The following is a 10,510-nucleotide window of genomic DNA, read 5'->3' as shown; positions in this document are numbered from 1 at the left end:
AACCCGCGCTCAAGCGCGACGCTGAAAAGATCGGCTTTGGTTCGGCTGGCGAAAAAACCCGCAATCAGACCAACGACTCGCTCATATTCCTGCATCGGCTCTTGCCCGCTCGCGAGCAATGCCCCGTACGCGATCCAGTCTTTGTCGCGGGTTGCGATATCACACAGTCCTTGTTCGTACAGATAGTTCATGAGTCTTTGGGTGAACACGCCGAGCTGGCGCCCGAACAGGAACGTGTGCGTGACGAAGCCATCTTTTGCCTGCCACACCAGCCGAACCCGCATTGCTCCCACTTTCACCCCTCCCGCCATGCGGCGCGCCTCGTCGGCCTCCAGGCGGTATGCCAGGTTGTTGGCTTGGGTCGCGAGCGTAACCGACTGCTGCGCGGACACGTCGACGTGCTGTCCCGTGCCGGAGCGGTTGCACTCATGATTGGCCACCAGGGCGCCGACCGCCGCGTCGCCGCAGGCATGAAGATAAGCCTGAGGCACGCTCAACCGAACCGGCGCCCGGTCTTCATCGCCGTAGAGTAGCAGCGGTCCGCCCATGGCAAGAATTACCAGGTCGCTGTCCGCGTACGCGGCCTTGGGACCATCCTGGCCGAACGGGGTTATCGAAACATGAATCAGCTCGCGGTTGTGGGCTGTCAGATCCGCGTGGCCAAGCCGACGCTCTGTGAGGTAGCCAGGATCGTACGATTCGATTAGAAATCGCGCTCCCGCGGCTAGCTGAAAAAGGAGTTCTCTACCTTCGTCCTTTTCGAGGTTGAGAGTGATGCTTCTTTTATTGCGGTTGTATGCCCACCAGTAAATCGAACGATTGGGATCCGCTCGATCTTGAAAAAAGGGTGCCAGCCGCCGAGCCGGCGAACCGCCCGGTGGCTCAATCTTGATGACGTCCGCGCCCAGATCGCCAAGGATCTGGCCGCACAGGGAACCGCGCTCGGTAGTCAGATCGAGGACTCGGTATGGACTTAGCATGGGGTTGCGATCTTACTCGACTCGGCTTTCGGCTTCGATTGAGAAGGTCTGCGTCCTAGATTTTGTAAAAGTCGCGCGCGTTTTTAGACAGAATTTTCTCCACTGACGCAGCAGGCAAATCCTTCAAATGTTCGCGCAGGCTGGCGACCGGATGAACGAACCCCTCGGCATGGGGGTAATCAGAGCCGATGAAGAACTTATCATCGCCCGCAAATTGGACTACATATTTAAACATCTTTTCTTCGGGGTCCCCGCTTATCCATATATTGCGTGCGAAGTACTCTGATACCGGGCGCTTCATCGCCGAGGTATGGCCCATATACTTGTAGCGGTAGTCAATCCGCTCCAGCCACTCGCCGACCCATCCCGCCATCGCTTCGATAGTACCCACCCGCAAGCGTGGAAAGCGCTCGAAGACTCCGTCTATCACCATGGTCGTGAGCACCTGACGAGGGTCTTGCAACAAATTCATCGTGAAGTACATCAAGCCGGGCTTGGGATCGCGATAAAAGTCGCTGCCCATATAATGATGGTGCGAAACCACGTGCAGCCCTACCGTCAGGTCAAGGTCCTGCGCGGTCGCCCATACTGGATCGAAATCCGAGTGGCCGAAGCTCTTGCCTTTTATCGGCATGGCCGCGACGAATACGCTTCGACACCCCAGTTTTGCCACCCGCTGCAGCTCCTTGACCGCGAGCGCGGGTTCACGGATGGAAACATGCGCCGCGGGAAAAAGACGCTGCCGATGGCTCGCGACCAAATCGAAAGCCCAGCGATTGTAGGCGCGACATAGAGCGTCGGCCAGTTCCGCATCGGCGACCTCACCTTCCCAGATGATTCCAAGGCTCGGATAGATGACCTGACTTGCAATTCCTTCGGCGTCGAGAAAGCGCGTACGCGCAGTCATGTCCTGCCAATCCGAGCTGTAGGCGGAGTAACGGTCGAAGGTGCTGATCGTTCCACCCTCTTCCTTCTGCCCATAACCGCTGAGGATGCCGAGAACTTCCTCGACATCTCGCAGCCTCATTGGCTTGCCGTCCACCACCATCGCGCGCTTGTGGGTCACCGGGTCGGTTGCGATCCTGACGGCGCGCTCACGAAAGTGCGGTTCGACGTGCTCCTCGAACAGATCGAGGGGCTCCATGAAGTGGCTGTCCCCATCAACGACGCCGACCATATTGGGTTCTTCCACCATGCTTATACCTTGTCTCTGTACTCCTGCTGCGGGATCGACGGCAACCGAAGCACCTGTCACCACCCGACTGACGTTCTCTTTCTTTGTTGGAATTCTGTGAGAGGCTTTATTCAGCAGCGCGCGACCCGAAGCGGCAGTTGGGTAAATCCAAATACTAGATTGGTCGCATTCTGACGCGTTCCCGGTCGCGAACCGGGTGCGATCGTCTCGTAGCGATCGAGCATCACGTTGAGCGCGACCGCTGCTTCTACTCTCGCTAGAGGCGCACCCAGGCAATAGTGAATTCCGCCGCCGAAGGCGACGTGGTTGCTCCAGTCGCGTTCGATATTGAATTGCTCCGCTTCAGCAAACACCTCCGGGTCGCGGTTGGCCGCTCCGAAGCCGAGTGCAACTGTGGTGTGTTGAAAGATTTCGCGCCCGCCTATCTCGGTATTGCGCCGCACAAAGCGAAACAATGTTTGTACGGGGCTTTCGTAACGCAGCACCTCCTCGATCGTGGGCTCGACCAAGGAGCGATCTTCCCCCAGGCGCCGCCATAGCTCGGGCCGAGTGGCAAGAAGATTAAGCATATTGCCAACCAGGTTAGTGGTGGTCTCGTTGCCGGCGATTAACAGGAGGACGCAAAAGCCCAGTAGCTCAACCTGCGGCAACCGTTCGCCATCGAGCTCGGCTTCGACCAGTCCAGTTATGAGATCCTCGGCGCCCTGCACTCGTCTCTCCGCTACCACACGCCCGAAATAAGCGGCCATCTCCATAGCATTGCGAGCCCGGCTGCCGGGCTCGAGGTCGCGGGTGTTCATCGACAGAAACGTATCGCTCCAGCGCTTGAAAACCACCTAGTCTTCCCCGGGAATTCCCAGGAGACGGGCAATCACCCTGACCGGCAACGGAACAGCGAGACCGTCCATAACCTCGGCTTCTCCGTCACCCATCGAGTCGAGCAACTCTTCAGCATTCTGGCGAATCCAAGGCTCGAGCTGCGCGATTCTCCGCGCGGTGAATGCCTTGCTAATCAGGCGCCGTAGTACCGAGTGGCGCGGCGGGTCATCCTGGACGAGCGGTAGGCGGGGCACGGACAAGCCGGGGATTTGCGGCGGTTCCGAGGAAAAGGTCTCGTGATCGCGCAATACACTAGAGACCTCCCGGTGCCGCAGCAGCAGCCAGTGGAATGTCTCGATCTCAGACCCGTCGGGCAGAACAAATGGCATTCGCGCGAGCACTGGCGACTGCTCTCGCCATCTAGAATAAACCGGATACGGATCTGCCCAGGTGGCGGACCTTAAGAAATCTTCGAGCAATGCGGGTTCGCCGATGCTCATTTCGCCTCCGAAATTGGCTCGACTCGCAAAGCATTCCTATAATAGCTGCGCTCCACCCCAGCAATACAGGGAGCACATAGAGCATTGCGTTTCCACGGATTGGAGACATGGGAGGACGTTCAACCTGGGGTTACATTCCAGTGCGCCTCCAGGTCGCAAGTCGCCCCCCTGTTGAAAGTCAACGGCCACCAACACCCGGCTCGCGATCTCTCGACGTCCTTCCGTCAGGTAAAAGTAGTTTTAAACACGCGATGCTCGGCATCGCAGTGGTCACAGCGCGAAAGATCGAGCGGAAGTAATCGAGCCTTGGCAGGGCTCAGCGAAAGCACCGTCGCCGTGCCGTCTTTGCCGCCTGGTTACGCGGATGGGGGATGTTGGTCGCGGCCACGCTATGGGGCGGTGCGCTTACATACCCAATTTGCCGCATCATCCACCCTGCCCCCTTGGTAGACTGCCAGGCTGGGGAACGGGCAGAGGGGGAAAGTGCGCCCGGCCTGAGGGCCCGCAGGCACCTCGCCGATTATGCGTTCCGGTGCGGCCCCGGTCTCAACCCATCCGATGAGTGGAGTCAGCGGATCGAAATTGTAGGGTCCTGGACCTCCCGAGCAATGATGCATTCCGGGCACCATGAAGAGCCGTGCGTTATTTTGGAGCTGCGGGAAGCCACCGCCTAGTGTCTTTGCCACGCCACTATAGTAGTCAACGCTCACAAAAGGCGTGAGCGCCGGGTCGCTCCAGCCGTGGTACATAATCAACTTCCCACCGTTGGCGAAAAACGGTGACAAATCGGTATTCTCGCCATTGCCGCCATATTTCGTTACGACCGCCTGCAGTGCGGCCGCATCGCCGCTCTTGAAATTGAAACCCAGTGAATCATAGCTCGGGTCGTTGAAGACAAAGTATTTCAAAAACTGATCCTGAAACGACCATTGAAGCGGCGCGGTGACGAGCGAAGCAGGCGGCTCGCCCCAAGGTTCGCCGTCGATCGGTGGAATTGTCGGGTTTTCGAAACCGGTGATCCAGAGATCCCAGCCGTCTGAGCCACCCGGGTTGCTCAGACTGTAGCCGGGGTAAAGCTGGGTGCCATTCCCGGCGCGAGCGCCGGCCTGAATCGCCTTCACCGTTGCAACCTGCGCGGCGGTCAGACAATTCGAGGTAGCGCCATGCTTGCATTCGATACTGGCTGGATCGAAGTTGCACAACCTCGGATCCTCAATCAAGCCGTCGACCACGCCGTCAGAGCCGTCACATGCGGCGGTCACTGCCGCGTCAAGAGTCGCTACCGCGCTATTGGTTAAATAAGCATCGGAACTCGAAACCAATGCCTCATCGTTCCAGGTAAAACCTGCGATAGGATCGCTAATCGCAGGATCGCCGGCCACGATGCCCTGGTAGTCGCCAGGGAATTTTTGCGCTTCGACCAGGGCTTCGCGTCCGCCGGTCGAACATCCCTCGAAGTACGAGGTCGGCGAACTGCCGTAGTAGCCTGCAGTTAGCGCTTGCGCGACTACGGTGCTTGCATGCACGCCTAGGTAGGAGAAATCCACCTGCGCGGCGGTGTTCGCTCGACCGTCCGGGAGCAGCCCCCAGCTGCCGTCGAGAGCGGAAAGGCCCTCTTCGCCGGCAATGCTGGCGAAAGATGATTCGTGGCCGCTATCGGTATAGGCCGTCGCAAACTGTGCGCCGACACCGCCGTCCACCACGCCTGCGGGAATGTAGCCGTTGAAACCCCCGCCGCCAAGGAACAAAAGGCGCCCGTTGTAAGTCGCTGGTAAACCCAGTTCGAATTCGACCGTATTCGGCGTCGGCACCTCGGTCGTGATGTCCCCTTTCACATCGCAGAAGGTGACGGGGGTGGAGGTCGGGGTCGCCGAGGTAATCGTGACTGCGAAAGAACTAATCTGATCGGCGAGCGTTTGCAGGTTCGTCGAGTTGCAGACCGCCGAGGTGGCAAACACCCGAGGCGAGGTCAGCCCCGCGAGGATAGTTATCCCAAAGGTGATGGCCGTTACCCGCTTCCAATGGCTTTTCATCGCTTTCCCCCAGTGCACGCGCGCTCTATGTGCAGCCCGGCGACCGTCTTTTCGACCGGTTCGCCCCGCCGAGCATCGGCGCCCAAGCGCAGACTCCGTGAGTTGTTCGCCCCCCTCATGTGACCTTCGGAACGCCCAGCAGTCTAGCAAATTGTATGGGAGTGCAATACAGGGAAAACACGCCCATCGAGCTGATCGATTCCAGCCCTAGGCTGGTTATTTTTTCGGCGCGATATCGATCCGGTCGTCGAGGCCCATTCCTTTTATCGACGCCTCGAAGCGATCCTGCATGCGCGCGTCATCCTGGTTGAGCTCCCGCGTATAGCAGCAATACTCGAGCTGCATTCCGTTGGGATCCTTGAAGTAAATGGATTTCGCCCAGTCATGATCGACGATTTCGCTGACCTTGACGCCTTTGGCGAGCAACTCGGCCCGTTTCTGTTCCAGTCCCGGTATGCTCCCGGTTTCGAACGCGAAATGATAGAAGGCGCTCGGCACGCCTAGACCGCGATTGATGCCGGCGTCGTATTCGGCCGGAACGCCTGGAACTTCGCGTGCTTCCATGAAGGCGAGCAACTGATCGCGACCGGTATCGAAGAAGATGTGGCGAATCTTGCCACCCTCCTTCACCGTGATCGTGTCGCAGCGTACTGGTTTGAAGCCGAGCACCCCCTCGTAAAACTCGCGCGTCTTGTCGAGGTCCAGGGTCGAGAGCCCGATGTGAGAAAATCCCTTATGCGACATTAGCTCAGCCTCCTCACCGGATTGTTTCGCTTGTAACATTTGCGCACCGCTTTGGTCGAGATCCAGCGGGACTGGTGGAATTGCCGGAGCCCACACGGCGGTTCATCCCCGAAGCGACCATGGGGGAAGGACTTATTCTCCCGAGAAACCCGGAGCTTCTTGGGCGGAGGGCGACTGGTCAGCGCACGGCACACCAACGTCCCAGGCGAGCACGCATGAGTTTGGACCGTCCCTTCGAGATCCCCAAGGAGCGTCGGCAGGCTCACAGAGCGCGCCTCTACAATCGCGCGTAGGCGCCCTGTGACACGAAACCGGGCTTCGCCGGAGGCGTCGAGCTTATTGACAGAGTACCTTCTGCTCGCGAAGTGACTGGATTTGCAACGGGCTATACCCCAGCCAGGAAAGTATTTCCTCACCGCGAGCACCCACCGGCTCCGCTGGATGCTTAATCCTCATCGGCGTCTTCTCGAACCGTATCGGATGGCCCAGTAGTGTGGTCTTACCGGCGCTTGGATGCTCGTACTCGACGAGATAGCGGTTTTCCAAAAGATGCTGACTATCAAATGTCTCGAGCACGTTGAGAACCGGCGCGCACGCGATGTCCTGACCGTCCAGAAGCTCCAGCATTTCGGCGCTCGAGTGCGCGGCGAATCGCTCCTCGGCCTTTCCTTTCAATTGTCCGAGCCTCAGCCTCGCCTCTTCCGTCTTGATCGACTCACTGGTCGCACCAGAGTCGAACCGCGGGTCGCCAAGCTTAAGTGCTGCGTTCATCCGTCGCTGTTGACGCAGGTTGAGACACCCGACAGTCACATACCCGTCTCTGGTTCTAAAAACGCGATAGTAGACGTCGGTCACGATGTTGCCGCCCGAGAAGGTCGGCGAAAGCTGGCCACCCAATCCGGACACGGTCGCGTTTAATACCTCACTATACGGCGCCTTCGCAGCCACCAGCGTCCGGGCGTGCTCAAGTGCAGCATGTCGATCTTCGCGATCGACCTTGTCAATGGTTATCAGCCTGAGGATATTTTGAAGCAGCGACCCCGCAAGCATCGAGGTGCTGAGCGCCTGACCTTCGCCGGTGAGCTTTCGATGATAGAGCGCCGCGACGATGCCGAGGGCCTCCAAACAAAATGCCGTGACGTCGCCGAGCGGGACGGCGGTGGGACTCGGCATGGAACCATCGGGGCCCGGGACCATCGAGCCACCTCCCGATTGCGCAACAATGTCGAATCCAGGTCGAAACTTCTCGGGGCCGTGATCGCCGTAGGCTGAAACGCAGCTATAAATTAAGTCGGGTTTGATCTTGCGGAACGATTCGCGATCCATCCCCAGTTTTTCTGCTACTCCCGGACGATAGTTCTGGCACACCACGTCAGCGCGGCGCGCGATCGCGTAGACGATTTCCCGCGCTTGCGGTTTGGTGAGATCGAGGGCAATGCTTCGCTTGCTGCGCCCGATGTTGAGATCGACTCGTCGCAAGTACTTTTCCCCGGGCACCATGCCCGAGGGTGCGACGTCCGCAACCACCTGGGCCGGCGGCGGATCTACCCGGATGACCGTGGCACCCATGTCGCCCAACAACATGGTACCGCCGGGACCGGCAAGCTGCTGAGTGAGATCGAGGATAACTACACCTTCGAGTGGTCCCGCCATTGGTCTTGTCCCTTCCATTGGCTTCGTCCGTTACGGACAAACAATCCGCCGAGCAGACAATCGATCGGTTTTCAATCGGGAGCAAGCCCCGTTTTCAATCGCAGGCGAGTCGATCTAACGTTGGCAAAGCCGAGTCGGACACGCGGTCCGAATCACGGGGGAGGAATCGCGGTGGGAAAAATTCTCGACGGCATCCGCGTTTTTGATCTGACCATCGCAGCCGTAGGACCGTGGGCGACCAAGCTCCTTGGAGCACTTGGAGCCGACGTAATCAAGGTGGAAGCTCCCGGCGGCGATCGGCTTTCACACGCGGTGCCACCGTTCATCAAGGGAGAATCGGTCCTCTACATTTCCGCCAATCACAACAAGCGCATGATCGAGCTTGACCTGAAGCGCGAAGCTGATCGTGCAATTGCGTTAAAGATCATCGAGAAGAGCGATGTGCTCGTCCAGAACATGCGTCCGGGCGCGGTCGAGCGTCTCGGGCTCGGCCACCACGTCGTCACCAAGGTTAATCCCCGCCTGATTTATGTGGCTGCCTCAGCATTTGGACGCGTCGGCCCGATGGCGGGTGAGGCCGGAATCGATCCCACCGTGCAAGCGTTCTGTGGCTGGTGCAGCATAACCGGCCCGGAACACGGACGCGGCGAGATGTTCCGTCACTTGGCGCATCTGGATCTCACCACCGCGACCATAATCACGCGGGCGGTACTCCAGGCGCTGATCGCTCGAGAGCGGACCGGGCGCGGCCAACTGATCGAAATCGAAATGTTAACCGCGGCAATGGCACTACAGACCACGCGGCTGGCCGAGTACTTCGCGACCGGCCGACAACCTGACCCGCTCGGCAGCGCCGCTGCCACCACCGCACCGCATGAGGCGTTTGAGTGCGCGGATCGCAGATACCTGGCGATCGGTGTCGAGCGCGACGAGCAATGGCCCGGCTTCTGCCGCGCTCTCGACCTCTCCGAGCTGATTTCGGACCCGCGTTTCGCAACCAATCCGCTCAGGGTCGAGCATCGCGCTGAGCTGATCACGATTCTGGCGGAACGGTTTAAGACCAAACCGGCAGCCTGGTGGACCATCCGCTTGAACAAGGAGAGAGTACCCAACGGACCATTCCTGCGGTTTGACGAGTTGCGCCATCATCCGCAGGTCCTCACCAACGGCCACCTCGTCGAACTCGACACCCCCTACTGGGGCCGCATGCACGTCGATGGTCTGCCCTGGCGCTTCGAGCGCACCCCGGCGGGGCCGATTCAGGCGGGTGGCAGGTCGGGCGAGCACACCGTTGAGTTGCTCAGAGAGCTTGGAATCACCGACGATCGGGGCACTGGAGTAGGGAAATGACCACCGGTGGGAGCTTGGACGGCTTTCGAGTAATCGACTTTACGCAGGGACTATGTGGCCCCTTTTCTAGCATGCAACTCGGCGATGGCGGAGCCGAGGTCATCAAGATTGAACCCCCGGCAGGCGACTTTGCACGTCGTATGGGTCCCCCTTTCGTCGGTGAAGAAAGTGCGGTTTTCCTAAGTCTCAATCGGAACAAAAAGAGCGTCGTGCTCGACCTCGAAACTGCATACGGCCGCCAAGCAGCGGTGCAACTTGCAACGAGTGCCGATGTGCTGGTTCAGGATTTCGGGCCTGACGGCGCGGAGAGAATCGGGCTTGGTTACGCTCAACTGCGTGAAGCAAATCCAAAGTTGATCTATTGCTCGATAACTCCGTTTGGCGAGGACGGTCCCCTTCGTCATGCCACCGCCTCGGAACTGGTCGTGCAGGCGATGGCCGAATACACGGCGTCGTTGGGACGTATCGGGGAGAAGCCCGTGCGGGTTGGGGCAGACGTCGCGAGTCTCAACACCGGGATCTTTGCCGCGCAGGCGATTCTAGCGGCGTTATTTCATCGGCTGAGAACCGGAGATGGGCAGCGGGTGGCGGTCAGCGAGTTCGGATCGCTCCTGCATCTGCGCGGGATCATGTGGCACTCGCTGAGCGATCCCGACGACTGGTATGGATTCCACCTCGACCACTACACCGCCCCACCCAACTACGGTTATCAAGCGAAAGATGGTTCCCTGTACTTTATTCTTCGGCGCGCCAGCAGTGAGGATTGGGATCGGTTGATCCTGGAACTCGGCATGGAACACGTGCTAGCCGATCCACGTTTCGATGATTACGGACGCGCGGCGACCAGTATTGGAAGGTATGCCGCCGAAGTAAAACCGATCTGGGAAAAAGCGTTTCAGAACCGACCCCGCGACGAGATCATGAGCCTGGTTCACAGTATCGGCGGAGACGCAGTACCATTTATGGACTATCCGGTTCTGCTCGCTCATCCGCAAGTGAGCGCACTTGGCGCAATCACGGAGATCGACCATTCCACCGCCGGAAAGTTCACGACGGTGCGTCCGGTCGCCCGCTTTTCCGAGACTCCGGAGTCGATTCGATTGCCGCCCCCCAAGCTTGGACAACACACCACAGAGGTGCTGCACGCGGCCGGCATAGTTGATTGAAATGCTTTACCCAAATCAGAGTGACGGTCGTGCATCACTTACCAAGGCAACAGACATCCGATGACACGGA

Annotated in this window: 9 protein-coding genes; 2 read left to right on the top strand and 7 right to left on the bottom strand. The window is 59.1% G+C overall.

Translation table 11 applies throughout. From position 1 onward, the window contains the following. The 7 genes from VGI36_19970 to VGI36_19940 all read right to left on the bottom strand — a co-directional run. A partial coding sequence (locus VGI36_19970) for a CoA transferase (protein ID HEY2487428.1) occupies nt 1–980 on the bottom strand: 980 nt, incomplete at its 3' end. Nucleotides 981–1,035: 55 nt separating this feature from the next. After that, nucleotides 1,036–2,175 carry an amidohydrolase family protein gene (locus VGI36_19965; GenBank protein HEY2487427.1) on the bottom strand — a complete coding sequence of 380 codons (1,140 nt, stop codon included), beginning with the start codon at nt 2,173–2,175 and terminating at the stop codon, nt 1,036–1,038. Nucleotides 2,176–2,285: 110 nt separating this feature from the next. After that, nucleotides 2,286–3,011, bottom strand: coding sequence for a cytochrome P450 (locus tag VGI36_19960; GenBank protein ID HEY2487426.1), 726 nt, complete (start codon nt 3,009–3,011; stop codon nt 2,286–2,288). Then, the gene (locus VGI36_19955; protein HEY2487425.1) at nt 3,012–3,494 is read right to left on the bottom strand and encodes a hypothetical protein; all 483 of its coding nucleotides are present in this window, start codon (nt 3,492–3,494) and stop codon (nt 3,012–3,014) included. A gap of 389 nt (nt 3,495–3,883) precedes the next feature. Then, entirely contained in the window at nt 3,884–5,527 is a 1,644-nt protein-coding gene (locus VGI36_19950) for a tannase/feruloyl esterase family alpha/beta hydrolase (protein ID HEY2487424.1), read from the bottom strand. A 216-nt stretch (nt 5,528–5,743) separates the two neighbouring features. Then, nucleotides 5,744–6,271, bottom strand: a complete 528-nt coding sequence (locus tag VGI36_19945) for a VOC family protein (GenBank protein HEY2487423.1) — start codon at nt 6,269–6,271, stop codon at nt 5,744–5,746. A 336-nt stretch (nt 6,272–6,607) separates the two neighbouring features. Further along, nucleotides 6,608–7,924: a CoA transferase gene (locus VGI36_19940; protein HEY2487422.1), complete on the bottom strand. Its 1,317-nt coding sequence runs from the start codon at nt 7,922–7,924 to the stop codon at nt 6,608–6,610. A 171-nt stretch (nt 7,925–8,095) separates the two neighbouring features. On the opposite strand from VGI36_19940, the gene VGI36_19935 reads away from it, so the two are divergent. Next, nucleotides 8,096–9,274 carry a CoA transferase gene (locus VGI36_19935; GenBank protein HEY2487421.1) on the top strand — a complete coding sequence of 393 codons (1,179 nt, stop codon included), beginning with the start codon at nt 8,096–8,098 and terminating at the stop codon, nt 9,272–9,274. Next, a complete protein-coding gene (locus VGI36_19930; GenBank protein ID HEY2487420.1) occupies nt 9,271–10,440 on the top strand; it encodes a CoA transferase in 1,170 nt (389 codons plus the stop codon). The genes VGI36_19935 and VGI36_19930 overlap by 4 nt, the downstream gene beginning before the upstream one ends. Nucleotides 10,441–10,510: the final 70 nt, after the last annotated feature.

It is taken from the genome of Candidatus Binataceae bacterium, assembly GCA_036495685.1.
GTDB lineage: Bacteria > Desulfobacterota > Binatia > Binatales > Binataceae > JAFAHS01.
The sequence above is the reverse complement of the archived record's forward strand: the minus strand, read 5'-3'. Positions and strand labels throughout refer to the sequence as shown.

Excerpts from the sequence above, each read along its gene's own strand:
- VGI36_19945 (HEY2487423.1), bottom strand. The coding sequence starts at position 6,271 with ATGTCGCATAAGGGATTTTCTCACATCGGGCTCTCGACCCTGGACCTC.
- VGI36_19940 (HEY2487422.1), bottom strand. The coding sequence starts at position 7,924 with ATGGCGGGACCACTCGAAGGTGTAGTTATCCTCGATCTCACTCAGCAG.
- VGI36_19950 (HEY2487424.1), bottom strand. The coding sequence starts at position 5,527 with ATGAAAAGCCATTGGAAGCGGGTAACGGCCATCACCTTTGGGATAACT.
- VGI36_19955 (HEY2487425.1), bottom strand. The coding sequence starts at position 3,494 with ATGAGCATCGGCGAACCCGCATTGCTCGAAGATTTCTTAAGGTCCGCC.
- VGI36_19930 (HEY2487420.1), top strand. The coding sequence starts at position 9,271 with ATGACCACCGGTGGGAGCTTGGACGGCTTTCGAGTAATCGACTTTACG.
- VGI36_19965 (HEY2487427.1), bottom strand. The coding sequence starts at position 2,175 with ATGGTGGAAGAACCCAATATGGTCGGCGTCGTTGATGGGGACAGCCAC.